The organism is Croceicoccus sp. Ery5 (assembly GCF_020985325.1).
GTDB lineage: Bacteria > Pseudomonadota > Alphaproteobacteria > Sphingomonadales > Sphingomonadaceae > Croceicoccus.
Genome location: NZ_CP087587.1, coordinates 395,817 through 419,272 on the forward strand (window position 1 = coordinate 395,817; position 23,456 = coordinate 419,272).

Below are 23,456 nucleotides of genomic sequence, written 5' to 3' on the forward strand. Positions count from 1 at the left end.
TTTTTATGGCCCCGTGACGCAATAGCGGTCGAGTTCGGGCCCGTTCAGATGGGCGCGCAGCGATTCGCTGTTTTCGGACCATTGCGCGGTGGGATCGGTGCGCAATGCGCAGATCGCCGCCAGGGCCTCGGCATTTTCGATCAGCTCGCCATAGGCCGGCAGGCCGATCACCGACACGTTCCGTCCCTGATAGCGCCCGTCCACGCGGCCCACGAATTCCTGTTCGGGACCGGAAATGACCAGCGTGCCTGTTTCGGGGTCGGTTTCGACGATCGTGGGGGCATCGGCAGCGATCGCCAGCCAGATCGCTGCCAGCACGGTAATCGCCAGCAACGCCATGGCGAGGATCATCGCCCCCTTGAACCGGCCTTGCCGCTGCTTTCTCAGCGGCTCACCGATCGATGTCACATTGCCCCCGTTACAGTCACGCCAACCTCTTATTCCTCGTCATCGCCAGCGGGCCGGCTTTGCAACTGGACATAGTTCTGCAGGCCCATGCGTTCGATCATGTCGAACTGCGTTTCGAGGAAATCGACATGCTCTTCCTCGCTTTCAAGGATGCGTTCGAAAATCTCGCGGCTGACATAGTCGCGCACTTTTTCGCAATATTCGATGGCATCGCGCAGCAGCGGGATCGCCTCCATCTCAAGCGCGAGATCGGCCTTCAGGATTTCCTCGACCGTTTCGCCCACTTTCAGCTTGTGGATCGCCTGGAAATTGGGAAGCCCGTCAAGGAACAGCACGCGTTCGGCCAGAACGTCGGCGTGCTTCATCTCGTCGATCGATTCGTGGCGTTCGTAATCGGCCAGCTTGCGCATACCCCAATGGTGCAGCGTGCGATAATGCAGCCAGTACTGGTTGATCGCCGTCAGCTCGTTGGTGAGCGCCTTGTTCAGGTACTCGACGACTTTGGGATCGCTTTTCATGGCCGTATTCCTTGCATTCGATGGCATCGCATGGCCGGTCAAACCGGCCGCTTCACGCCTCTATTCGCGCATAGCGGGGCGGGCATGCAAGCATAAACGCCTGTTGCGAGACGTTCGAATTAGCAAGGGTTTCCGCGGGTTTTCCGAAAGGGGAGGGAAAGGATTACGCCGCGCAGGCGCGCTCTTCCATGCAGATGTCGGCAGCCTCGTCCAGACATTGGCGGCACTGCGGTTCGACACCCATGCAGCGATAGACCGCTTCCGCATCGCCCGAACAGCTGCGTGCGGCAGCCCGTAGATCGCCTTCGCGAACGGCATTGCAGATGCAGATGATCATCGTGGAATAAGACCCTCTCGCTGTTCTCGAATCCCTTACTAATGCGAGTGGATATCAAAAGCAAGACCTCTGCGAGTGAATTGCAACAGCACGTCCGGGATCGACATTTCCGTACCCGCGCGGCCCCCTTGCGACTCACTTTTTACATCGGTTCTTGGGGAATATTGCCATCGGTTAACCCAAAATTAGGTTTGAACGGCAAGATTGACGTTCGACCGCAATGTTCAGGGGGATTCTTGGTGCGCGTTCTCGCATTGGCTTCACAGAAGGGTGGCTCTGGCAAGACCACGCTGTCCGGCCATCTGGCCGTTCAGGCCCAGCGCGCCGGCGCCGGTCCGGTCGTGCTTATCGACATCGACCCGCAGGGATCGCTGGCAGACTGGTGGAACGAGCGCGAGGATGAATTCCCCGCATTCGCCCAGACCGCCGTCGCCCGCCTTGCAAACGATCTGGCGACGCTGCGCCAGCAGGGGTTCAAGCTGGCCGTGATCGACACGCCGCCCGCGATCACCATGGCGATCCAGTCGGTGATTTCGGTCGCGGAACTGGTTGTCGTGCCGACGCGCCCCAGCCCGCATGACCTGCGCGCCGTGGGCGCCACGGTCGATATTTGCGCCCGTGCGAACAAGCCGCTGGTGTTCGTCGTGAACTCTGCCCTGTCAAAGGCGCGGATCACGTCGGAAGCCGCCGCCGCACTGGCGCAATATGGTACGGTCGCGCCGGTGGTGCTGCATCACCGGACCGATTTCGCCGCTTCGATGATCGATGGCCGCACGGTAATGGAAATCGATCCGCACGGCCGTTCGGCGCAGGAAATGGAACAGCTCTGGGCCTTCCTTGCCGAGCGTCTGGAAAAGAATTTCCGCCGCAATGTGTTCGCCGGCCAGCAGGGCGCTGCCCCTACGATGGGTACGCCGCGCACGGGTGGCGGTTTCGGCCGCCGCGCGGCCGGTTCGTAATCGGGGGGCGATGATGAACGGAGTGACCATGGACGCCATGCCCGCAGGATTGCTTGCCAAGAAAGGCGCGGCGAAACCCGCCATGCGCCGCCAGTCGCAGGTTCAGCAGGCCGGTTTCGGCAGCGGCAACATGGCCGGCCTTTCGGGCTGGCTGACGGGTGCCGAGGACGATTGCGGCTGGAACGACATGGGCGATACGCCTGCCCACGCGCCTGGCCAGAGCCATGGCGTGATCGGGCTGACGCCTGTTAGCGACAAGGCCGATTCGCTCTATCTTCATTCCAACGGAGACGATTGGGACGAAGCCGAGGGTTATGATGAGGACCAGCGCGCAGAACCGGGCTGGACGCCCGCGCCGGTCGCCGCGCCCAATCCTGTCGGCGCGATGCAGAACCGCCTGCGCGAGGCGGCGGCGCCTGCGCCGAAACCCGCCTTTGCCAATGGCGCAACGGCCAGCTTTGAACAGCCCGCCTTCACGCGCCCCGAGCCGGTCGCGGAAGAAATCGAATCGCCCGTCGGACTGCTGGGCCATGTGCGTGCCATGTTCGTGCATCTGTTCGCCATGATCTTTGGTCGCGGCCCCGTTCTGGTGGTGCATCCCGATCATGCCATGCGCGAAAAGATCGCCAATGCTGCCGCCCGCGAAGGATGCAGCGATGTGGAAATCGCCGAGCGTGCGATCCTGCGCTATGTCGACACCACGCCCAAAAGCGGTTTCACGTCGTCGCACGTGATGGGCAATGCCTGACCGCCAGCGATAGGTAAGGACTTTATCATGAAGACCCGTATCCGCAGCAACGCCCTGATCATCGCGCTGGCTGGCGCGACTGCCATGGCGCTTCCCATGGGTGCCGCCGCGCGCGACAATGCCGAAAAGGCAGAGGCCGCGCTGGCCAAGGAAAACGCCGACAAGGCCGTGTCCTATGCCGAGCGCGCCGTGGTGGAGAGCCCGCGCGACCCCGAAATGCGCGTGCTGCTGGGGCAGGCCTATCTCAAGGCCGGTCGCATGGTGTCGGCCCGCGATTCGCTGGCGGCAGCGGTGGAACTCGGCGATGCCTCGCCGCGCACCGCGCTGATGCTGGCACTGGCGCAAGCGGGTTCGGGAGAGAACCGGCTGGCCGTCGGCACCATCAATATGCAGGGCAGCGCCTTTCCCGCGGCCGATCGCGGTCTGGCGCTGGCGCTGGCGGGTGAAACTGCACGCGGCGTGGAGATTATTTCTGCCGATATCCGCGCGGGCAATAACACGCCCAAGTCCCGGCAGAATCTGGCCTATGCCTTCGCTCTCGACGGGCGCTGGCGCGAGGCGCGCGCCATGGCGGCACAGGATGTGCCCGCAGGCGAGCTGGGCGACCGCATGACCGAATGGGCCAGCACGGCCCGTCCCGACCTTTATGCCCAGCGCGTCGCCGCGCTGATGGGGGCAGAGGCCGTGGCCGATACCGGCATGCCGCAGCATCTGGCGCTGTCGAATTCGGCGCCCGCGATGCCGCAGGCGGCTCCGGCCCCGCAAATGGCGGCTGCGCCCGCTCCGGCGGCAAAGCCGGTGATGGTCGCCGCGGCAGAACCGGTCGATGCCGAATTGCCGCCCGTAAAGGCAGATCCCAAGCCTGCCGTTCCGGCCCAGCCGTCGACGGTTTCGCTGGCAGTGGTGCAGCCCGCACCGGTCGAAGCGCCCAAGCCCGCTTCCGCAGCGGTCCCTTCGTCGCGCAATGCGCCGAAGCCGGTTGTGGTCGCCTCGCTGCCCGCAAGTTCGGCAGCGACATCCGAAGCCGCGCCAAAAGCGGCGCCCGTGGCCAAGCCCGCGCCGGAACCGGTTCGCGTGGCGGCTGCGCCCGCTCCGCAGGCCAGGCCCGCGGCCCAGCCGAAACCCGCGCCCAAGGCGGCTCCGAAACCGGCAGCCAAGCCGCAGCTTCCCACGCCCGCCGCCAGCGGCACGCATATTGCGCAGCTTGGCTCTTACGCCAGTGTCGAGCAGGCCAATGCCGGATGGAAAGTGTTCCAGTCGCGCTATGCCAATCTGCGCGGTGCAGAGCCGGTGATCACCAAGGCGAATGTCGACGGCAAGGATTACTGGCGCGTGGCCGCAGGCGGTTTCGACCGTCAGGGCGCGAACGCCATGTGTTCGGCCGTGAAGGCAGGCGGCAATGGCTGTATCCCGATCGCGCAGGCGAATGGCAGCAACAGCACGAACAAGGCGCGTCTGGCCAAGGTTGATTAAGGATCGAGGACTTCCTTGAAAGAAAGGGCGCGGCCGGAAAGGCGGCGCCCTTTTTTCATGCGCTTTTGGGTTCGACCACGCGCATCAGCCCTTCCTGCGCGGTAGATGCGATCAGCTGACCGTCGCGGGTAAAGAACATGCCACGCCCGAAACCCCGCGCATTGCCCGACCACGGCGAATCCATCGCATAGAGCACCCAGTCGTCCATCCGCGCATCGGAATGGAACCAGACCGCATGGTCAAGGCTGGCACCGCGAAACCCGCCGCGCCACCATGCCCGCCCGTGCACCGTCATCGGCGCGGACAGCAGGCCGTAATCGGACAGATAGGCCAGCACCAGCCGGTGCATTGCCATATCGTCGGGCAGGGGCGATTTGATCCGGAACCAGAAATAGGCATGGTCGCGGTCGTGCAATGTCCCTTCTGCCGTGATGGGCGGCATGCGGATTTCATAGGCGCGGTTGCGGCGAAAGGCGATCATCTCCTTGATCGGGCGTGCCAGCCGCGCCATCACCTCTTCCTCGGTCTCAAGCTCTTCGGGCATGCGCACGTCGGGCATCGGCATCTGGTGCGACAGCCCGTCCTCGTGCCGGTGGAACGACGCCGTCAGGTTCAGGATCGGCACGCCGTTCTGCGCCGCAATCACACGGCGATTGGAAAAGCTGCCGCCGTCGAAATCGCGTTCGACCGAAAATTCGATGCGATAATCCTCGTCCCCGCCGCGCAGGAAATAGGCGTGGAGCGAATGGGGGCGGCGCGCGGGATCGACCGTGCTTTGCGCGGCGGCCATGGCCTGTGCGACCACCTGTCCGCCAAAGATGCGACCGACGCCCCCCGGCTTGCGATGGCCGAGGAAATGGTTGTCGGTCTGCTTGTCCAATGTCAGCAGGCGAACGATGGCGGCGGTCTTTTCCGCCTCGCTCATCGTATCGGGCATGGGATTGTCGTCGTCTTCCATAGATTGCGCATGGCCCCGCATGATGTTTCCGTCAATCGCCCGCGCAAAGAAGAACCCCCGCCCGGACCGCGCCGGACGGGGGCTCCCTTGCCTTGCGGCGCGATCAGGCCGCCAGTGCCGCCAGCAGCAGCAGGGCGACGATATTGGTGATCTTGATCATCGGGTTCACGGCGGGACCCGCCGTGTCCTTGTACGGATCGCCCACGGTGTCGCCGGTCACCGCGGCCTTGTGGGCCTCGCTCCCCTTGCCGCCGTGATTGCCGTCTTCGATATATTTCTTGGCATTGTCCCACGCGCCGCCGCCGCTTGTCATCGACAGCGCCACGAACAGGCCGCCCACGATCACGCCCAGCAGCAGCGCGCCCAGCGCGGCAAAGCCGTTCTGCGCGCCTGCGACCAGCGTAATCACGAAATAGACCGCGACCGGCGCCAGCACCGGCAGCAGCGAGGGCACGATCATCTCCTTGATCGCGGCCTTGGTCACCAGATCGACCGTTCTGACATAATCGGGCTTTGACGTTCCCGCCATGATGCCGGGGTCTGCCGCGAACTGGTCGCGCACATCCTTGACCACATCGCCCGCCGCGCGACCCACGGCGGTCATCCCCATCGCGCCGAACAGATAGGGCAGCAAAGCACCCAGCAGCAGGCCGACGATGACATAGGGATTTTCAAGGCTGAAATCGACGTCGAGGTTCGGGAAGAAATGCGCAAGGTCGGTCGTATAGGCCGCGAACAGCACCAGCGCTGCAAGCCCCGCCGATCCGATGGCATAGCCCTTGGTCACGGCCTTGGTAGTGTTGCCCACCGCGTCCAGCGCGTCGGTCTTGGCCCGTACATCGTCGTCCAGCCCCGCCATTTCGGCGATGCCGCCCGCATTGTCGGTTACGGGGCCATAGGCATCCAGTGCCACGACCATCCCTGCCAGTGCCAGCATCGCGGTCGCGCCATAGGCAATGCCGATCAGGCCCGCGAGCTGATAGGCGATGATGATGCCCGCAACGATCACGATGGTGGGCAGCGCGGTGGATTCAAGGCTGATGGCCAGACCCTGGATGACATTGGTGCCGTGTCCCGTTTCCGATGCCTTGGCGATGCTTTTCACGGGGCGATAATTGGTGCCGGTGTAATATTCGGTGATCCAGATGATCAGCCCCGTGATGACAAGGCCCAGCATCGAACACCAGAACAGGTCCCATCCGGTAAAGCCCGCAACCTGCGCCGACAGGCCTTCTTCGGCGATATTGCCGTCCTCGACCACCAGCATGGCTCCGCTGATGGTCTGGCCGCCGATGACATTGTTCATGTCGCCCAGAGCCATTTGCATCACGAACCAGATGGCAGGGATCGACAGCACGGCAGTGACAAGGAAACCCTTGTACATCGCGCCCATAATATTCGTGCCGCCTCCAAGCCGCACGAAATAGGTGCCGACGATGGAAGTGAGGATACAGGCCCCGCCGATCAGCAGTGGCAGAACCATAAGATTGCCCAGCAAGGCACCCGCCGTATCGGCCAGCAACAATGCCGTCAGCACCATGGTCGCGCCGACGGTGACGACATAGGTTTCGAACAGATCGGCCGCCATGCCCGCGCAATCGCCGACATTGTCGCCGACATTATCCGCGATCACCGCGGGGTTGCGCGGGTCGTCTTCGGGGATGCCCGCCTCGACCTTGCCGACAAGGTCCGCGCCGACATCGGCTGCCTTGGTGAAAATGCCCCCGCCCAGTCGCGCGAAGATCGAGATCAGCGACGCGCCAAAGGCCAGCGCGACCAGCGCATCGACGACGGTGCGGTCTTCTGTGCCCACGCCGAAACCGGCGATCGCGGTCAGGTAGTAATAGAACACCGCAATTGCCAGCAGGGCAAGGCCCGCAACCAGCATGCCGGTGATCGCACCCGCGCGAAACGCCAGGGTCAGCCCGTTCTGCAGCCCCTTTTGCGCGGCAGCGGCGGTTCGCACGTTCGACCGGACCGAGATGTTCATCCCGATAAAGCCCGCCACGCCCGACAGGACCGCGCCGATGACGAAGCCTGTCGCGCTGACCGGCCCGAGGAACACGCCGACGATCACCGCAACCACCACGCCGACGATGGCGATGGTGGTATATTGCCGCTTCAGATAGGCCTGCGCCCCTTCCTGCACGGCGGCGGCGATTTCCTGCATGCGCGCGGATCCTGCGTCCGCGCCCAAAACCTGTCTGCTGGTGACGAATCCATAGATGACGGCCAAAAGGCCGAGTGCAATCGCGATCGTGACAAGGTTCACTTCGCATCCCCTCCTATGTTTATCGCGCCCTTTTGCGGGCGTCGTGGCGGGGAAAGCTACACGCTAAACGATCTTGCGCAAGCGCACATTCATTATTCGCCGTGCCGGTAACCCAGCGACCGCCCCGCAGGCGGAGGCGATCCGTCGAGCAAAAGACTATGCGCGCCGCGCGGCAGGATCGTGCCGATGCGGGTGGCGCCGACCGAATCGTCGGCCACGGGGCAGTGCGCGTCCCGGGGCAGGGTGAACAATAATTCGTAATCATCGCCCCATGCCATCGCCTCGCGCTTGCGGCGGGTGAGGGCGGGGTGGACGGGGACGAGGCGAGTTTCGATGGCGATGGTCACGGCGCTGGCATCGGCCATGCGCTGCGCATCGAGTAGCAGCCCGTCGGACACATCCATCATCGCGCCGACCGTTGCGGCCAGGGCCTGCCCCGCAGCCAATCGCGGCACCGGGCGGCGGAAGGGGGCGGTCAGCGCATCGTCGCTGTTGCCCGCGCGCAAAGCCTCGAACCCCGCGAGCGCCGCGCCGCACCGGCCGGTAAGCCACAGCGATTGGCCAGCCTGCGCATCGGCGCGCGACGGCGGCGGATCGCGCATGGGGCGGCCAAGTGCGGTCAGCCCGATCACCTTGGGCGCATCGGGCGCGGGGGGCGATACCGTATCGCCGCCCAGCAGCGGCGCATCGAATGCGGCCAGCGCATCGCCCAGACCGGCCAGAAAACGGCTGTTCCAATACGCATCGCCCAGCATGAAGCTGAGCAGCAGGCCCGCCGGACGGCAGCATTTTGCGGCAAGATCGGACAGGTTCGACGCGACGAGTTTCCACGCCACATCGGCAGGGTCCTGGCCTGGCAGCCAGTGAACCCCTTCGACCATGGTATCGTGGGTGGCGACCATGGGGCCGGTGCCATCCAGCACCGCCGCATCATCGATCAAGCCGCGTGCCGCCGGATCATGCGCCAGTTCGCGCAGGGCGGCGATGAACGCTTCCTCGCCGGATATGTCAGAACCGCTCAGGCCCGCACGTCCTTGCCGATGGCGTCGAGCAGGCCGTTCACGAATTTGGCCTCGCGCGCTTCGAAAAAGGCGTGGGCGACATCGACATATTCGGTGATTGCCGCCGCCTTGGGCACATCGGGCCGCGCCAGCAGTTCATAGGTGCCGCAGCGCAGGATCTGCACCATGGTCTTGTCCAGCCGGCCCAGCGACCAGCCTTCGGCCAGCTTCCCCGCAATGAGTCCGTCGATCTCCTCACGCCGTGCATCGACGCCTTTTACGATATCGTCGAAGAAGGCGACCTCGGCATCGGCATATTGCTCGTCCTCGATCTCCTTGCCCAGACGGTGCTGGTGGAATTCGTCGAGCAGGCGGGCAAGCGGCGTTGCTTCCATATCGATCTGATACAGCGCCTGCACCGCGGCAAGGCGGGCGGCAGAGCGGGATTGCGATTTGGCATTCATTTCTTGGTCCAGTCCGGTCCCAGATAGTCGCGCTTGCCGATGGGAACGCCGATCTGGCGCAAAATGTCATAGGCGGTGGTCGCGTGGAAATAGAAATTGGGGATGGAGAACGACAGCAGGAATTCCTGCCCCGTAAAGGGCACCACCAGCCTGTCGCCGATGCGGAATTCCATATCGGCCGCGCCGAGGGCGTCCATTTCCTCCACGGTCAAGGCAGCAAGCTGTTCGCGCGCATCGGCCAGAATGGCACACAGCCCTGCGAAATCCTTGGGCGGCTCGCTTTGATCGGGCGAAAAGACGCCTGCGCGAATGCCGTCGATGCTTTTTACCGAATGCACCACGGTCGATTTCACCTGATAGGCGAAATCCAGCATATCCTCGGCCAGCCGCGCGGCGCAGATATCGGCTTCGGTCTTGCCGTTCGCCTCGCACCATGCCTCGGCCTTGCCGATCAGATGGTCCATATTGGCCAGCATGCGCAGAAAGGCGGGAATGGTGGCGGCGTGTAGCGACAGGCTCATTTCTTCGCTCCTTCCAGACGCAGCGCGACCGATCGGGCATGCGCGGGCAGCCCCTCTGCCTCGGCCAGTGCGACGGCGGCGGGGCCGATGGCGGCCAGCGCGGCCTCGTCCAGTTCGATAAAGCTGGTGCGTTTCATGAAATCGAGCACGGACAGCCCGCTGGCGAAACGCGCGCGGCGGCCGGTGGGCAGCACGTGGTTGGGGCCCGCGACATAATCGCCCACTGCTTCGGGGGCGTGGCGGCCGATGAACACGCTGCCGGCATGGCGGATCGATTCCAGCATGGGTTCGGGGTTCGCCACTGCAAGCTCGACATGTTCTGCCGCCAGCGCATTGGCAAGCGCGGGCGCTTCGTCGAGCGAGGCGACCTCGATTATGACGCCATGGTCGCGCCAGCTTGCTTCGGCCACGCGGCGGGTGGCCAGCTGCGCCAGTTCCACGCCGACGGCATCGGCCACGCGGTCGGCAAAATCATTGTCGTCGGTGATCAGGATCGATTGCGCCATCGGATCGTGTTCGGCCTGGCTCAGCAGATCGGCAGCGATGTGGCGCGCGCGATTATCCTTGTCCGCGATGACAAGGATTTCGCTGGGCCCTGCGACCATGTCGATGCCGACCGTGCCGTAAAGCTGGCGCTTCGCCTCTGCCACCCATGCATTGCCGGGGCCGGTGACGACATCGACGGGGGCGATGCGTTTCGTGCCGTGGGCCAGCGCGGAGATCGCCTGTGCGCCGCCGATGCGCCAGATCTCGTCCACGCCCGCCAGATGCGCGGCGGCCAGCACCAGATCGTTGACCTGTCCGCCGGGCGTCGGCGTTGCGATCACCAGCCGTTCGACACCGGCGACCTTGGCGGGGATCGCATTCATCAGCAGGGACGAGGGATAGGCCGCGCGCCCGCCGGGGACATACAGGCCTGCCGCATCCACCGGCCGCCAGATCGCGCCCAGCCGCACACCCTGATCGTCGCGGTAATCGCGCCGCGCGGGCAATTGTTCGCGGTGATAGGCAGCGATGCGGGTCGCCGCGGTTTCCAGCGCGCCGCGCAGTTCGGGCGCCAGCGCGTGAAAAGCGGCTTCGCAAGCCTCTTTCGAAATGCGCCAGTCGTCATCGCTGGCGGGGGTCCAGCGGTCGAATCGCGTCGTGTAATCGGCCAGCGCCGCATCGCCATCGGCTTTCACGCGGTCGATGATATTCGCGACATCGCGGCTGACATCGTCATCCGCTTCGCGCCGGTCGGTGACGATGCGGGCAAAGGCCTTGGCGAAATCGGGATCGCTGGATTTCAGACGCTTCATTTATGCGGCTTCCAGCGGCTGTGCGGCTAGTGCGCGGAACTTCTCGATCAGCGGGCCCAGACGCGCGCTATCGGTTTTCAGCGCCGCGCGATTGACGATCAGCCGTGCCGAAACCGGCAGCAGCTCGGCGGTTTCGACCAGCCCGTTTTCGCGCAATGTGGTGCCTGTGGAGACCAGATCGACGATCCGGTTGGCAAGGCCCAGCATCGGCGCCAGCTCCATCGCGCCGTTCAGCTTGACGCATTCCGCCTGAATGCCGCGCGCTTCGAACCAGCGGCGGGTCAGGTTCGGGTATTTGGTCGCGACGCGCAAATGGCTGGCATTGCGCAATTCGGTCGGGGCGGCATCCCGGGGTTCCGCGATGGACAGGCGGCAATGACCGATCGACAGATCGACCGGCGCATAGAGGTCGGGATAATCGAATTCCTCGATCACGTCGGAGCCCACGATCCCCGCCTGCGCCGCGCCATGGGCGACAAAGGTGGCGACATCGAATGCGCGCACGCGGATCAGCCGCATCGACGGGTCTTCGCAGGCGAAAGACAGCGACCGGTTCTTCTTGTCGTGAAACCCCGCCTCGGGCACGATTCCGGCACGCGCCATCAACGGGAGCGCTTCGTCGAGGATACGGCCCTTGGGCACGGCGAATGTCAGCGGCTGGGTCATGATGGCCGCCCTCTACGCAATGCGGCGGAAATGCGCAATCGAATGGGTATGTCGCGAACGGGCGTTACGGATAGCTGACGGTTTTCGGCACGTCGGGCAGGGGGATGAACTCTTCCTCGTCGCCCGGCACCTTGGGGAACCTGCCCGCGCGCCAGTCATCCTTGGCCTGATTGATCCGGTCGCGCGACGACGACACGAAGTTCCACCAGACGTGGCGGCGGGTCATCGCCTCTCCGCCCATCAGCACAACGCGTGCGCCGCTGCCCGACCGCAGGACCATGGCGCGGCCCGGGCGCAAGACGGCCAGCGTGAACAGGGCCAGCGGTTCGCCATCGACCTCCGCCTCGCCCTCGACCAGCAGCAGGGCACGTTCGTCGGCATCGGCATCGATCGGCATCGCGCCGCCCGCGCCGAGGATGATGTCGGCATTGACCGTGGCGGCGTGGCAGGTGGTGGGCGCTGTCACGCCCCACAGGCTGCCCATGATCACGCGCGCCTTGGCGCATGTATCCTCGATCACCGGCAGATCGCCTGCTGCCACGCTCTCGAAGGCAGGGGCAGTTTCCTCCAGCGCATCGGGCAGGGCCAGCCATGTCTGCGTGCCATAGATTTTGCCGCCCGCGTCGCGCTCCGATTGGGGCGAGCGTTCGGAATGCACGATGCCGCTGCCCGCCGTCATCAGATTGACCGCGCCGGGGCGGATCGTGGCGAAACTGCCCAGCGAATCGCGGTGATCGATGGCGCCCTGCATCAGATAGGTCACGGTCGACAGGCCGATATGCGGGTGCGGGCGTACATCCATGCCCTTGCCGATGTCATATTGCGCCGGGCCGAACTGGTCGATGAACACGAAAGGCCCGACCATGCGGCATTTCGGCTGCGGCACGGCCCGGCGCACGTCGAACGCGCCCAGATCGTGGCTGACCGGATCGACTTGCAGGGCGATGGCGGTTTCGGGTGACAATTCGCTCATGACTCGGCCTGCTCCTGATCGGTATGCCGGATAAGGCGGCACGATACGCCTGCGCCGCGCGGTTGGGAATGGCGCGAATCAGGCGGGTAGCGGCTCGGCAGGTGCAAGCGCCCTGATGGCGAAGGCATGGACCCGCTGGCCGGGAATATCGCCCAGCGCGGCCAGCACCATGCGCTGGCGCTGCAAGCGGCCCACACCGTCAAAGGCGGCGGCGCGGATCAGGACCGAGAAATGCGATTCCCCGCTGCCATCGTCGCCCGCATGGCCCGAATGCATCGCGCTGTCGTTCGAAACGATCAGCGTTTCGGGGGTAAAGGCATCGGTCAAAAGCTGGCGGATTTCGCCTTCGATCGGTCCGGTTTCGGGCATGGATTGGCTTTCGTGTCGGCTTCGGGGGCTTCCATTTGGGTGCTCGCGCCCTCATCTCAAGGGCGATGAAGCAAGACAGGTTCCACGGGCGATTCGAGAATAAGGGGCGCGACTGCGATGCGCCGGGTTGCGAAGAGGCAGGCGAATTCCGCGCGCCGGGTTCGCGCCCGTCGGGATTCGACGGGCCGGGCGAGTGGCGCTGGTTCTGTCTCGATCACGTGCGCGCGTTCAATGCGGGCTATGATTTTTTCGACGGGATGAGCGCGGACGAGATACTCGACGCCCAATCGCCCGCCTATGGCTGGGGGGCAGGGGGATCGCGCGGTCGCAGCGCCTTTTCCGCCACCGCCGGCATCGACGGCATGCCGCGCTGGGCCGATTTCGACGATCCGCTCGATGCGATCTCCGCCCGTGCGCGCAATATCAAAAGCCGGGCGCGGCAGGATTGGGAACGGGCCGAAAAAGCGCGCGGTTCGGGCCTTTCGGGTGCCGACCGCGAGGCTATGGACGTGCTGGGCCTGTCATACGATGCCGACCGGCCCGCGCTTCGGCGCCGGTACTCCGAACTGGTGCGCCGCTATCACCCGGACCGCAATGGCGGCGACCGCAGCCATGAACAGCGGCTGCAGGGCGTGGTCGATGCCTATCAACATCTGCGCAAGGCGCGTCATTTCGCTTAGCTGCGGGCGCTTTCGGCCTCGCAAATGGCGGCAAGCTGGTCGGCGCAGGCGCCCCAGCCGTCCTCGAACCCCATCTCGCGGTGGCTCTCCATCGCTTCCGCGCTCCAGTGCCGCGCGCTGGCGGTATAGGCCGTGCCCGACCCGTCGGGCGCGATTTCCCAGCAACCGATCATGAACGGGTCCGCCGGAACGAAGCCGCCCGTTGCAGGATCGATCCGCAGCGCATCGGTGGTGGTAAAGCGCACGCCGTCGACCCATTCCAGCATCACGCCTTCCTGTGGCATTTCCTCGCCATCGGGGCCGTGCATCACCATCGCGCTGCGCCCGCCCGCGCGGCGTTCCTGCGCGATCATGGTGATCGACCACGGCTTGGGGCACCACCATTCCTCCTGCCGGTCGGCCATCACCGCCCAGACGGTTTCGAGCGGCGCGGCGATGTGGCGGGTGATTGTCAGCTCGTGCATCGGGTATCTCCGTTCGTCTGCGCCGACCATCCGCCCCGGTTAACCCCGCCGGGCAGACTCGATCGCGGCAATGTCGATCTTGCCCATGGTCATCATCGCTTCCATCACCCGTTTCGCGGCGGCGGGGTCGGGATCGGCCATGCCGCGGGTCAGCGCGCGGGGCGTAATCTGCCAGCTGTATCCCCACCGGTCCTTGCACCAGCCGCAGGCGCTTTCCTGTCCGCCAAAGCCGGTGATCGCAGTCCACAGCCGGTCGGTCTCCTCCTGCGTATCGGTATGGATCTGCAGCGAGAAGCTTTCATTGGGTCGAAAGGCAGGCCCGCCATTCAGCAGCAGGAACGACAGTCCGCAGATTTTCAACGTGACCACCAGCACATCGCCCTCCTTGCCGCCCGGGAAATCGGCAGAGGCACGCTGGATGCTTCCCATCGCGCTGTCGGGGAAAGTGGCGGCATAGAAATGCGCGGCGGCCTCTGCCTCGCCATCGAACCATAGGCACACGGTCGCGCTGGCGCTGGCCGGATCGTGGGCGATGTCAGCCATTCTGCTTCTCCGCGATGGCGGCATTGTCCTTTGCCTTGGCAGCGCGATAGGCGTCGCGGGCGCGCAGCCGTTCGGCATAGGCGGCAAAGGCGGGGCGGTCGGGCAATGTGCCGAATGCCAGCCCCCAGTCGACGGCGGAACCGACATAGACATCGGCCATGGTGAAACGCGTACCGCAGGCGTAATCATGCGTTGCCAGCCAGTCTTCCAGCGTGGCGACCGTCAGGTCATAGCTGCCGAAACCGACCATGCCGGCGCGGCCGTCGGGCACATTCCAACCCATGCTTTTGGCGATGATCGCCTGTTCCAGCGGCCCCGCGGCAAAGAACATCCAGCGAAAGTAGTCGCCGCTTTCTTCCTCGCGCGGCAGCAGGCCTTTGTCGGGAGCGATTACGGCCAGATAATGGCAGATCGCGGGCGCTTCGGTCACGGCGATGTCGCGTGACGGCGTGTGGTGGACGATGGTCGGGATCTTGCCCATCGGGTTGGCGGCCAGCAGCGTTTCGGGCTTGGCGTCCCACTCCACCGGCACGATATCGAAATCGACCCCCGACTCGTGCAGGGCCCAATGGGCGATCTGGCCCCGGCTCATCGGATTATGGAAGAAGCTGATGTCGGCCATGGGTCAGTCCTTTTTCGGTGCGACGAGGCCAAAGATCGTGCCTTCGGGGTCGAGTGCAATGATGATCATCTCGTCGCCCGGCACTTCCATCGGTCCGAAAACCACGGTCCCGCCATTGGCCTCGACTGCGGCCTTGCCAGCTTCGATATCGGCGATGCGGAAATAGAAGCGCCAGCCGGCGGGGCTGTCGGGCGTTTTCATCATGGCCGCGCCGATCATGCTCTCGCCCGTTTTCAGGAATACGTAATCGCCCAGTTCGGGGCCCATCGGCATGCGTTCTTCCGTGTCGAAACGCAGGATATCGCGGTAAAAGCCCAGCGTCGGTTCGACATCGGGCGTGATCAGCTCGTTCCAGCCGCACAGGCCGGTGTCCTCGCCGGTTTCTCCAAAAACCCTGCTTTCCATGTCGGAAAAACCGCGCATCACATAAAACGGATTGCCTTGCGGATCGGCGACAAAGGCCATGCGCCCCACATGCTCCAGATCGAAGGCGGGCATCAGCACGCTGCCGCCCCGTGCGGTGATGGCGGCGACGGTCGCATCGACGTCCTCGACCGCGAAATAGACCGCCCACATTGGCCTTGCCCCGCCCGCCAGCATCTCGTCGGTAAGCGCCAGCGCACCGCCCATGGCGTCGTAATCGCCCGCGCCATGCCTGATAAAGCGATAGCCCGGCGCGTTATCCATGCCCGTATCGACGAAATTCCAGCCCACGACGGCAGCATAAAACGGCTCGGTGACCGACAGGTCGCGGCACATCAGCTCGTACCAGACCGGCTCTCCATGGCGGTTGCCCATTTGCACTCTCCCGCTTTGTATCGGGGTTTCAGCGACCCCGTTCGAGAATAGGGGCAAAGCAGCCCCAGATCATGCGCTTTCCGTCGAACGGCATTTCGCCCATTTCGGCCATGATCGGATCGCCTTCCATCGCCTTTTCGGCGGCTTCGGCCGTTTCGCGGTCGGGCCAGATAACCCATGAGAAGACGATCTTTTCCCCCTCGACCGCGGCGACGGCGCGGCGGAAATCGGTTTGCTTTCCGTCCTCCACCCGCTCTTCCCAAGCCTCGACCACTTCGGTCGCGCCGTGTTCCATCAGCCAGCTGTCGAACCGGTCGGCAACCGCGAGATAGGCGTCTTTCTTCTCTGCGGGGACGGGAATCACAAAGCCCTGAATATACATCACGCTTTCTCCATCTTTGGTGCGAACAGGTCGTCGAAACCGGCCATCTGGTCGGCCAGTGCGCGTTGGAATGCAGGGCGCGCCGTGCCGCGTTCGACATAGGCGGTCAGTGTCGGATGATTTTCGAGCGTTCCAAGCGTTACACTTGACCGCAGGACCGATACCATGGCGATGTCCGCGATCGAGAAATCGCCCGCCAGCCAGTCGCGGTCGGCCAAAGCTTCTCCCAACGCCTTGTGCCGCTTGTGCAGGTTCTTTTGCACCTCGGGGCGGCGCAGCCTTGCCCATTCCTTGTCGGGATTGAACACCTCTATCGCCGTCAATTCGAACTGCACCGGCTCCACGCTGTTATAGGCGGAGAACAGCCACGACAGCACATTGGCCCGCGCCTGACCAGTCGCGGGCAGCAGCCGGCCCGTCTTTTCCGCCAGATGCAGCAGGATCGCGCCGCTTTCGAACAGATGGATTTCGCCATCGCGCAGGACGGGCACCTGGCCGAACGGCTGCTCGCTACGCCAGTCGGCAGGCTTGTCCATCACGCTGATAAGCCGCTGGCGATAGGGAAGACCGACCTCTTCGCAGAACCAGCGTGCGCGCAGATCGCGAACGAAACCGGCGGCAAAGGGCGGCACCCAGTTATAGCCGCTGATCTCGATATCGGCGTCGGGCGTGACGGGCATGCAGGCTCCTCTATCCGCTGTTTTCGGGCCTGCGCACGAATCGCCGCGTCGCCCTCTGCTTGCGAGTCGTGCGTGCATGAGTTACAAAAAGCAACCATGAAGTTTCAAAATGAAAGTAATGCGCGGCAGGCCGAACCCGGTACCGCCACGGCCCCTTCGGCACATGGCCGCTGGTATGCCGATGCCTGCGCTGCCAGCTTTGCGTTCGAACTGATCGGCGAACGCTGGTCGATGCATGTCATGCGCGAACTGATGCTGGGCGCACGCCGTTTTTCCGATATTCGCGCCGCATTGCCCGGAATCAGCGCCAAGGTGCTGACAGAGCGTTTGGCGCGGCTGGAGGAACTGGGCGTGCTGATCCGCCGGAAACTGCCGCCGCCCGCCGCCAGCCAGGTCTATGAGCTGTCCGAATGGGGCTATATGGCAGAGCCCTTCATGCAGGAACTGGGCCGCTGGTCGGTCCGTTCGCCGCTGCACGATCCGACCCTGCCGCTGACGTCGGTGTCGGCGATGCTGTCGCTGCGCACCATGCTCGATCCGGCAAAAGCGGCGGGGCTGGCGGCGCGGATCGGGTTCGATTTCGGAGCCGATCGTTTCATCGCCGAACTGGCCCATGGCAAGCTGGCCATACGCCGCGCCGAGGATTTGGCAGGCGTCGATGCGCTTTTCCGCGCGCCTGCCGCTGGCGCGATCCTGCCGCTATTCTATGGCAAGCGCGATCCCGATGAAGTGGCCGCCACGACCGGCCTGTCGATCCATGGCGACCGCGACGCCGCGCTGCGCTTTGCCGCCGTTTTCTCCCTGCCGCCCAAGATCGCGCCGCCTGACGATACCGCAATGCGATAAACGCGGTTGCAGCAAGCCCCTTGCCCGCCAGCATCGGCGCGTATAACCCGTGCCCGCGATGAACGAACTGATCCAGAACACCAACAGCCACGAAACCCTGCTGCAGGCCCCCGATATCGAGCTTGACGTCCGCGAGACGTTCGGGATCGACATCGATATGAAAGTGCCTGCCTTTTCCCGTGCGGACGAACGTGTGCCCGACACGGACGAGGCCTATGTCTTCGATCCGGATACCACTCTGGCGATTCTCGCGGGCTTTGCCTTTAACCGCCGCGTGATGGTGCAGGGCTATCACGGCACGGGTAAATCGACCCATATCGAACAGGTTGCGGCGCGGTTGAACTGGCCTTGCGTCCGTATCAATCTCGACGCGCATATCAGCCGTATCGACCTTGTCGGCCGCGATGCCATCGTGCTGCGCGACGGGCTGCAGGTGACCGAATTCCGCGAAGGCCTGCTGCCTTGGGCGCTGCAGACGCCGACCGCGCTGGTGTTCGACGAATATGATGCGGGCCGTCCCGACGTGATGTTCGTGATCCAGCGCGTGCTGGAAACCGCGGGCAAGCTGACCCTGCTGGACCAGAACCGCGTGATCCGGCCGAACCCGTATTTCCGCCTGTTCGCCACCGCCAACACGGTGGGGCTGGGCGATACCAGCGGGCTTTATCACGGCACGCAGGCGATCAACCAGGGCCAGATGGACCGCTGGAACATCGTGGTGGGCCTGAACTATCTGCCCGAGGATACCGAGGTGACCATCGTGTCCACCAAGGTGCCGAACACGCCAAAGGAAACGCTCGCCAAGATGGTGCGCACCGCCGATCTGACGCGGCAGGGCTTCATCAATGGCGACATCTCTACGGTGATGAGCCCGCGCACGGTGATCAGCTGGGCGCAGAACGCGGAAATCTTTGGCGATATCGGATTCGCGTTCCGCCTCTCGTTCCTCAACAAATGTGACGAGACGGAGCGTATGCTGGTGGCCGAATATTACCAGCGCGTGTTCGGCGTGGATCTGCCCGAAAGCGTGGTCGGGCGCGCCTGAAACGCGTGCGTTCGGGCCAATCAACGGCCCATATGGCTCGATAAACGGCACTTGTGCAGCACGCGCAGGGGTTTAGCCTTGGGCGCGTGATGCCAATTTGCTTCCAACAAGCTGTCGACTACCGGCCACCGCTCATCGCCGCGAAAGATTGCGGCTGCTAGTTCGCCAGCGTGAAGAACCGCGATCTCCTCTCTCAGGCACGGGACATTATCGCCAGTTCGCGCCGCCATCGCGGGGCGGAACCCGATTCGCTGGACGAGGAATTCTACCGGACCGAGGCGGATTACGACCTCGACGGACTGGACGGCGATGCCGTTCCGCCCGAACCGAGGGGGCCGTCGCTGGCCGGGCGCACGGCGAGGGGGTGCCTGTGGCTGCTCGTCCTGCCGTTCAGGCTGGCCTATCTGTTCATCAAATGGCTGGCGATCGGCGCGGCGGTGGCGGTGCTGGCGCTGGTCGGCTGGCTGGCGCTGACCAAGCCGGTGGAACGCACGCTGGAGCCGCATGGCGATCCCTATGTGCTGGTCAGCCAGAAGGGCGAACCGATTGCGCGGGGCGGCGATGTCGTGCTGGCGCCGGTAGAGGCGGAACTGCTGCCCGATCACGTGGTGAACGCCTTTATCGCGACCGAGGATCGCCGGTTCTGGTCGCATTGGGGCATCGATCCGCGCGGCATGGCGCGCGCTTTCGTGTCGAACCTGTTTTCGGGCACGCGGCAGGGCGGTTCGACGATCACCATGCAGCTGGCCAAGGTGACCTATTTCACGCACGACCAGACCATGGGCCGCAAGCTGCTGGAAATTCCGACGGCGCTGTGGCTTGAAGCATGGCTGACCAAGGACGAGATTCTCGAACGTTACCTGTCGAAGATTTATTTCGGCGACCGTTCCTATGGCATTCGCGCCGCTTCCCTGCGCTATTTCGACAAGGCACCCGAAGCGCTGACCCCGGCCGAAGCCATGGTGCTGGCAGGGCTTCCCAAGGCGCCGAGCAATTACGCGCCCAGCTTCCACCCCGAAGCGGCAAGGAAACGCGCGGCGGTTGTGAAGCAGGCCATGGTCGACGCAGGCTATCTGACCCCTGCGGAGTCGCGCGCCATCGGCCCCGCACAGTTCCGCCTTACGCGTGAGCGCGATCTGCCGCGCTATGCGCATTTCACCAACTGGATCCGGCAAGAGGCGGCCAAGCAAGGCTATGACCCCGATGCGCGGATCATCCCCACGACGCTCGACGTCGATATCCAGCGCGCGGCGGAAGCGGCGGTGAAATCGGTGAATGTGGGCGATGCGCAAGTCGCCATCGTCGCCATGCGGCCCGATGGCGCGGTGCTGGCGATGGTGGGGTCCAAGGATTATAATTCGAACCAGTTCAACCATGCGCTGGCAGGGCGTCAGCCGGGGTCGACCTTCAAGATATTCGTCTGGCTCGCCGCGCTGGAATCGGGGATGACGCCGGGCACCGTCGTGGCCGATACGCCGCTGGCCGGTGGCCCGCGCAATTCGGGCGAGCACTACGAAGGCAATATCACGCTGGAACGCGCCTTTGCGAAATCGAGCAATGTGGCGGCGACGCGCCTGTATGAGGGGATCGGCGGCGACGCAGTCGTCGATCTGGCGCAGCGCTTCGGCATTTCGGCGCAGATGGACCCCAACGATACCTCGATCCCGCTGGGCACGGCGGATGTGTCGCTGCTGGAACTGACGGCGGCCTATGCGGGCGTGGCGCGGGGGGAATATCCGGTGGTGCCCTATGCGGTCGTCGATGCCGACGGGCAGTGGATCGACCATTCGGGCAAATACCGGCTGGACCCGCGGGTGCGCACCCAGATGGCCGATATGCTGCGCGCGGCAGTGAACGACGGCACGGGCAAGGCGGCGCGGCTGGGCATCCCGAATTTCGGCAAGACAGGCACCAGCCAGCAGAACCGCAATGCCGTATTCGTCGGCTGGGCCGGCGGCATCGTCGCGGGCGTGTGGGTCTATGCCGAGGCGGACGACAAGGACCGCACCGGCCTGTCGGGCGGCGACGCGCCTGCGCGCATCTGGAAGGCCTTTATGCAACGTGCCGTGCCCGGCGCCTGACCTGCCGACCTGCCGGCGCGTTACGGGTATAGCGCTTCCATGAAATACAGCCCCTGCGGCGGCGCATTGAACCCCAGTGCTGCGCGGCTTTTCGCGGCAAGTGCGTCGGCCATGTCCTGTTCGCTCCACCGCCCCATGCCGACCAGCGCAAGACAGCCGACCATCGACCGCACCTGATGGTGGAGAAAGCTGCGCGCCGCAGCGTGGATCGCGATTTCCGCGCCCCACGGTCCTGCCACTGCCTCTACGTCCAGCCGGTCGAGCGTTTTCACCGGACTGGCGGACTGGCAATGGGCCGAACGGAACGTGGTGAAATCATGCAGCCCCACCAGATGCTGCGCGGCGCGGTGCATGGCGGCGGCGTCCAGTTCCTGCGGCACTTGCCATGCGCGGTCCTTCATCAGTGCCAGCGGCGCGCGGCGGTTGATGATGCGATAAAGATAGCGCCGCCCCGTGCAGGAAAAGCGCGCATGCCAGTCGTCGTCCACGTCCTCGCACGCGGTGATGGCGACGGGATCGGGGCGCAGCCTGGCGTTCATCCCCTCCATCAGGCGAAAGGGGGCGATATCCTTTGCCACGTCGATATGGGCGCGCATCGCCACCGCATGGACGCCCGTGTCGGTGCGCCCCGCGGCATGCATACGCACATCCTCGCCCGTGATGGCAAGTGCGGCTTCCTCGACCGCCTGTTGCACCGACGGGCCATCGGCCTGCCGTTGCAGCCCGAAAAAGGCGCTGCCGTCATATTCGATGGTAAGGGCGTAGCGGCTCACCGTATTTCGGTGCCTGCCGGTATCGATTTGCCGCGCAGCATGGCGGCGGTTTCCATCGCCGGCTTGCCCGCGCGCTGCACGATGGTGGGGCGCAGCGCGCTGAAACCGCATGCAATGGTCAGCTCGTCGTCCAATGTCCTGCCCGCAACCCCTTCGCGTCCGATCACTTCGGCAGCCAACACGCGGATACGTTCGCCCTCAAGCTCGAAAAACGCGCCGGGGCGGGGGGCGAATGCGCGGATCTGGCGTTCCAGCAGGGCCGCGTCATGGGTGAAATCCAGACGCGCCTCGGCCTTGTCGATCTTGGCGGCATGGGTCACGCCCAGCGCGGGCTGCGGCGTGGCGGTCCGGCGGGGCAGGTCGGCCAACACCTCGACCATCAGCCGCGCGCCGATAACCGACAGCTCGTCGGTCAGCTCGCCTGCGGTCTTGTCCTCTATCCGGGTGGTGCGCGTGGCGATCATCGGGCCGGTATCCAGCCCCTTTTCCATCTGCATGATGGTCACCCCCGTCGTCAGGTCGCCCGCCAGTATCGCGCGCTGGATCGGCGCCGCCCCGCGCCATCGCGGCAGGATCGAGGCGTGGACGTTCAGGCATCCGTGCCTGGGCGCTTCCAGTACGGCGACGGGCAGCAACAACCCATAGGCCGCCACCACCGCCACATCGGCTTCCAGCGCGGCAAAGCCATCCTTTTCCTCTTGCGGTTTCAGCGAGACGGGCGTGCGCACCTCTATCCCGTGCGCCTCTGCCTCAAGGTGGACGGGCGTGGGTTGCAGTTTCTTGCCGCGACCAGCGGGGCGGGGCGGCTGGGAATAGGCGCAGACAACATCGTGCCCCGCATCGATCAGCGCGTCCAGCACCGGCACGGCGAAATCGGGCGTCCCCATGAAAATAATGCGCATAGACTTACGGCTTTCCGGAAAGAGCGGCAGTCCCTATCTATCCGTCAATGGCTATTCAAGTATCAGGTGGGCAAGAGATCGAAGCCCTCGCTGGCGCATTGGCGCGCCTTCCCGGGCTTGGCCCCCGTTCGGCGCGGCGGGCGGTATTGTGGCTGGTGAAACGGCGCGAATCCGATCTGCCGCGCCTGCTGGAGGCGCTGGCCACGGTGCAGGAACTGCTGGTCGAATGCGACATCTGCGGCAATATCGACACGAAGAACCCCTGCGGTATCTGCGCCGACCCGCGCCGCGATGCGCGTTCGCTCTGCGTGGTGGAGGAAGTGTCGGATCTGTGGGCGCTCGACCGGTCGAAGCTGTTTCCCGGGCGCTATCACGTATTGGGCGGCAGGCTGTCGGCACTGGACGGCGTGGGGCCCGAAGATCTGGCCATCGGCACATTGCTGGCGCGGCTGGATGCGCGCGGCGACGATGGCGGCGGTATCGAAGAAGTGGTGCTGGCCATGAATGCCACGCTGGAAGGGCAGACCACGGCCCATTACATCGCCGAACGGCTGGAAGACCGGCCCGTGCGCATCACCCAGCTGGCCCATGGGCTGCCCGTGGGGGGAGAGCTGGATTATCTGGACGAGGGCACGCTGGCACAGGCGCTGCGCGCGCGCCGTCCGGTGGGGTGAC

At 64.7% G+C, this 23,456-nt stretch carries 28 protein-coding genes; 8 read left to right on the top strand and 20 right to left on the bottom strand.

Annotated elements, in window-relative coordinates:
- Nucleotides 1-3 precede the first annotated feature (3 nt).
- From LOZ74_RS01930 to LOZ74_RS01940, 3 genes are all read right to left on the bottom strand, one after another.
- Nucleotides 4-408, bottom strand: coding sequence for a hypothetical protein (locus LOZ74_RS01930; protein WP_230292656.1), 405 nt, complete (start codon nt 406-408; stop codon nt 4-6).
- 29 nt (nt 409-437) lie between these two features.
- On the bottom strand, nt 438-926 hold the full coding sequence (bfr, locus tag LOZ74_RS01935; RefSeq protein WP_230292657.1) for a bacterioferritin: 489 nt from the start codon (nt 924-926) through the stop codon (nt 438-440).
- Nucleotides 927-1,089: 163 nt separating this feature from the next.
- Nucleotides 1,090-1,263, bottom strand: a complete 174-nt coding sequence (locus LOZ74_RS01940; RefSeq protein WP_230292658.1) for a bacterioferritin-associated ferredoxin — start codon at nt 1,261-1,263, stop codon at nt 1,090-1,092.
- A gap of 239 nt (nt 1,264-1,502) precedes the next feature.
- On the opposite strand from LOZ74_RS01940, the gene LOZ74_RS01945 reads away from it, so the two are divergent.
- From LOZ74_RS01945 to LOZ74_RS01955, 3 genes are read left to right on the top strand one after another with little or no spacing between them, the layout of a single operon-like run.
- Nucleotides 1,503-2,222 (top strand): ParA family protein, encoded by a 720-nt coding sequence (locus LOZ74_RS01945; protein WP_230293782.1) that lies wholly within the window; start codon nt 1,503-1,505, stop codon nt 2,220-2,222.
- Between the two features lie 10 nt (nt 2,223-2,232).
- Entirely contained in the window at nt 2,233-2,970 is a 738-nt protein-coding gene (locus LOZ74_RS01950) for a hypothetical protein (RefSeq protein ID WP_230292659.1), read from the top strand.
- A gap of 27 nt (nt 2,971-2,997) precedes the next feature.
- Nucleotides 2,998-4,443, top strand: a complete 1,446-nt coding sequence (locus tag LOZ74_RS01955; RefSeq protein ID WP_230292660.1) for an SPOR domain-containing protein — start codon at nt 2,998-3,000, stop codon at nt 4,441-4,443.
- 55 nt (nt 4,444-4,498) lie between these two features.
- On the opposite strand, the gene LOZ74_RS01960 is transcribed toward LOZ74_RS01955, so the two are convergent.
- The 9 genes from LOZ74_RS01960 to LOZ74_RS02000 form a co-directional block, all read right to left on the bottom strand.
- On the bottom strand, nt 4,499-5,401 hold the full coding sequence (locus LOZ74_RS01960) for an acyl-CoA thioesterase II (protein WP_230279108.1): 903 nt from the start codon (nt 5,399-5,401) through the stop codon (nt 4,499-4,501).
- A 103-nt stretch (nt 5,402-5,504) separates the two neighbouring features.
- Entirely contained in the window at nt 5,505-7,673 is a 2,169-nt protein-coding gene (locus tag LOZ74_RS01965) for a sodium-translocating pyrophosphatase (RefSeq protein WP_230292661.1), read from the bottom strand.
- 92 nt (nt 7,674-7,765) lie between these two features.
- Nucleotides 7,766-8,740, bottom strand: coding sequence for a thiamine-phosphate kinase (gene thiL / locus LOZ74_RS01970; RefSeq protein ID WP_370638896.1), 975 nt, complete (start codon nt 8,738-8,740; stop codon nt 7,766-7,768).
- The gene (gene nusB / locus LOZ74_RS01975) at nt 8,692-9,138 is read right to left on the bottom strand and encodes a transcription antitermination factor NusB (protein ID WP_230279106.1); all 447 of its coding nucleotides are present in this window, start codon (nt 9,136-9,138) and stop codon (nt 8,692-8,694) included. Before nusB ends, thiL begins: the two co-directional genes overlap by 49 nt.
- Nucleotides 9,135-9,659, bottom strand: coding sequence for a DUF1993 family protein (locus LOZ74_RS01980; protein WP_230292663.1), 525 nt, complete (start codon nt 9,657-9,659; stop codon nt 9,135-9,137). Before LOZ74_RS01980 ends, nusB begins: the two co-directional genes overlap by 4 nt.
- Complete coding sequence (gene hisD, locus LOZ74_RS01985) at nt 9,656-10,957, bottom strand: histidinol dehydrogenase (RefSeq protein ID WP_230292664.1); 1,302 nt, start codon at nt 10,955-10,957, stop codon at nt 9,656-9,658. Before hisD ends, LOZ74_RS01980 begins: the two co-directional genes overlap by 4 nt.
- The gene (gene hisG / locus LOZ74_RS01990) at nt 10,958-11,623 is read right to left on the bottom strand and encodes an ATP phosphoribosyltransferase (protein ID WP_230279103.1); all 666 of its coding nucleotides are present in this window, start codon (nt 11,621-11,623) and stop codon (nt 10,958-10,960) included.
- Between the two features lie 64 nt (nt 11,624-11,687).
- Nucleotides 11,688-12,596 (bottom strand): pirin family protein, encoded by a 909-nt coding sequence (locus tag LOZ74_RS01995; protein ID WP_230292665.1) that lies wholly within the window; start codon nt 12,594-12,596, stop codon nt 11,688-11,690.
- Between the two features lie 78 nt (nt 12,597-12,674).
- The gene (locus LOZ74_RS02000) at nt 12,675-12,965 is read right to left on the bottom strand and encodes a BolA family transcriptional regulator (protein ID WP_230279101.1); all 291 of its coding nucleotides are present in this window, start codon (nt 12,963-12,965) and stop codon (nt 12,675-12,677) included.
- 65 nt (nt 12,966-13,030) lie between these two features.
- On the opposite strand from LOZ74_RS02000, the gene LOZ74_RS02005 reads away from it, so the two are divergent.
- On the top strand, nt 13,031-13,645 hold the full coding sequence (locus LOZ74_RS02005; RefSeq protein ID WP_230292666.1) for a J domain-containing protein: 615 nt from the start codon (nt 13,031-13,033) through the stop codon (nt 13,643-13,645).
- Here the strand turns inward: LOZ74_RS02005 and LOZ74_RS02010 are convergent.
- Genes LOZ74_RS02010 through LOZ74_RS02035 form a run of 6 tightly spaced genes read right to left on the bottom strand, consistent with a single transcriptional unit; the run spans nt 13,642 to nt 17,134 of the window.
- Entirely contained in the window at nt 13,642-14,109 is a 468-nt protein-coding gene (locus LOZ74_RS02010; protein ID WP_230292667.1) for an SRPBCC domain-containing protein, read from the bottom strand. The genes LOZ74_RS02005 and LOZ74_RS02010 overlap by 4 nt on opposite strands.
- Nucleotides 14,110-14,148: 39 nt before the next feature.
- Nucleotides 14,149-14,652 carry a VOC family protein gene (locus tag LOZ74_RS02015; RefSeq protein WP_230292668.1) on the bottom strand — a complete coding sequence of 168 codons (504 nt, stop codon included), beginning with the start codon at nt 14,650-14,652 and terminating at the stop codon, nt 14,149-14,151.
- Nucleotides 14,645-15,274 (bottom strand): glutathione S-transferase family protein, encoded by a 630-nt coding sequence (locus tag LOZ74_RS02020; protein ID WP_230292669.1) that lies wholly within the window; start codon nt 15,272-15,274, stop codon nt 14,645-14,647. The genes LOZ74_RS02015 and LOZ74_RS02020 overlap by 8 nt, the downstream gene beginning before the upstream one ends.
- Nucleotides 15,275-15,277: 3 nt before the next feature.
- Nucleotides 15,278-16,072: a VOC family protein gene (locus LOZ74_RS02025; RefSeq protein WP_230292670.1), complete on the bottom strand. Its 795-nt coding sequence runs from the start codon at nt 16,070-16,072 to the stop codon at nt 15,278-15,280.
- Between the two features lie 28 nt (nt 16,073-16,100).
- Complete coding sequence (locus tag LOZ74_RS02030) at nt 16,101-16,454, bottom strand: DUF1428 domain-containing protein (RefSeq protein WP_230292671.1); 354 nt, start codon at nt 16,452-16,454, stop codon at nt 16,101-16,103.
- The gene (locus tag LOZ74_RS02035; RefSeq protein ID WP_230292672.1) at nt 16,454-17,134 is read right to left on the bottom strand and encodes a glutathione S-transferase family protein; all 681 of its coding nucleotides are present in this window, start codon (nt 17,132-17,134) and stop codon (nt 16,454-16,456) included. The genes LOZ74_RS02030 and LOZ74_RS02035 overlap by 1 nt, the downstream gene beginning before the upstream one ends.
- Nucleotides 17,135-17,230: 96 nt before the next feature.
- Between LOZ74_RS02035 and LOZ74_RS02040 the strand changes: the two genes are divergently transcribed.
- The 3 genes from LOZ74_RS02040 to LOZ74_RS02050 all read left to right on the top strand — a co-directional run bounded on the left by LOZ74_RS02040 (nt 17,231) and on the right by LOZ74_RS02050 (nt 21,106).
- On the top strand, nt 17,231-17,980 hold the full coding sequence (locus tag LOZ74_RS02040) for a helix-turn-helix domain-containing protein (RefSeq protein WP_230292673.1): 750 nt from the start codon (nt 17,231-17,233) through the stop codon (nt 17,978-17,980).
- Nucleotides 17,981-18,038: 58 nt separating this feature from the next.
- The gene (cobS, locus tag LOZ74_RS02045; protein ID WP_230292674.1) at nt 18,039-19,025 is read left to right on the top strand and encodes a cobaltochelatase subunit CobS; all 987 of its coding nucleotides are present in this window, start codon (nt 18,039-18,041) and stop codon (nt 19,023-19,025) included.
- A 170-nt stretch (nt 19,026-19,195) separates the two neighbouring features.
- On the top strand, nt 19,196-21,106 hold the full coding sequence (locus tag LOZ74_RS02050) for a transglycosylase domain-containing protein (RefSeq protein ID WP_230292675.1): 1,911 nt from the start codon (nt 19,196-19,198) through the stop codon (nt 21,104-21,106).
- A gap of 20 nt (nt 21,107-21,126) precedes the next feature.
- Here the strand turns inward: LOZ74_RS02050 and truA are convergent, their stop codons facing one another.
- A complete protein-coding gene (truA, locus tag LOZ74_RS02055; RefSeq protein WP_230292676.1) occupies nt 21,127-21,879 on the bottom strand; it encodes a tRNA pseudouridine(38-40) synthase TruA in 753 nt (250 codons plus the stop codon).
- The gene (fmt, locus tag LOZ74_RS02060; RefSeq protein ID WP_230292677.1) at nt 21,876-22,781 is read right to left on the bottom strand and encodes a methionyl-tRNA formyltransferase; all 906 of its coding nucleotides are present in this window, start codon (nt 22,779-22,781) and stop codon (nt 21,876-21,878) included. Before fmt ends, truA begins: the two co-directional genes overlap by 4 nt.
- Nucleotides 22,782-22,828: 47 nt before the next feature.
- Here fmt and recR point away from each other — a divergent pair, with 47 nt between their 5' ends.
- A complete protein-coding gene (recR, locus tag LOZ74_RS02065) occupies nt 22,829-23,455 on the top strand; it encodes a recombination mediator RecR (protein ID WP_230292678.1) in 627 nt (208 codons plus the stop codon).
- Nucleotide 23,456: the final 1 nt, after the last annotated feature.